We start from the raw sequence: 220 nt of genomic DNA on the forward strand, positions 1-220 counted from the left end.
CCGCGCCATGGCCCAGGTCATGCGCGACAACCAGATGGGCGGCACCTACTGGCCCGCCCTCGGAGGCAAACCCGGCACCATCGGCTACGACTGGTACTCGATGTACGCCCTCACCGGCAGCGGCACCGACCCCAACCTCACCGTCCGCAACACCTCCGGCGCCGACCGGATCCGCTACGGCTGGGGCGACACCATCGGCGGCGGCGACCCCACGACGCCT

1 pseudogene is annotated in these 220 nt (G+C 71.4%); it reads left to right on the top strand.

Annotation, left to right across the window (positions count from 1 at the left end):
- Window positions 1-19: 19 nt before the first annotated feature.
- Window positions 20-220 (top strand): annotated as a pseudogene (locus tag ACLQ25_RS32940) (RICIN domain-containing protein); the annotation flags it as partial.

Origin of the sequence: Micromonospora sp. DT44, assembly GCF_049841635.1 — a bacterium.
GTDB lineage: Bacteria > Actinomycetota > Actinomycetes > Mycobacteriales > Micromonosporaceae > Micromonospora.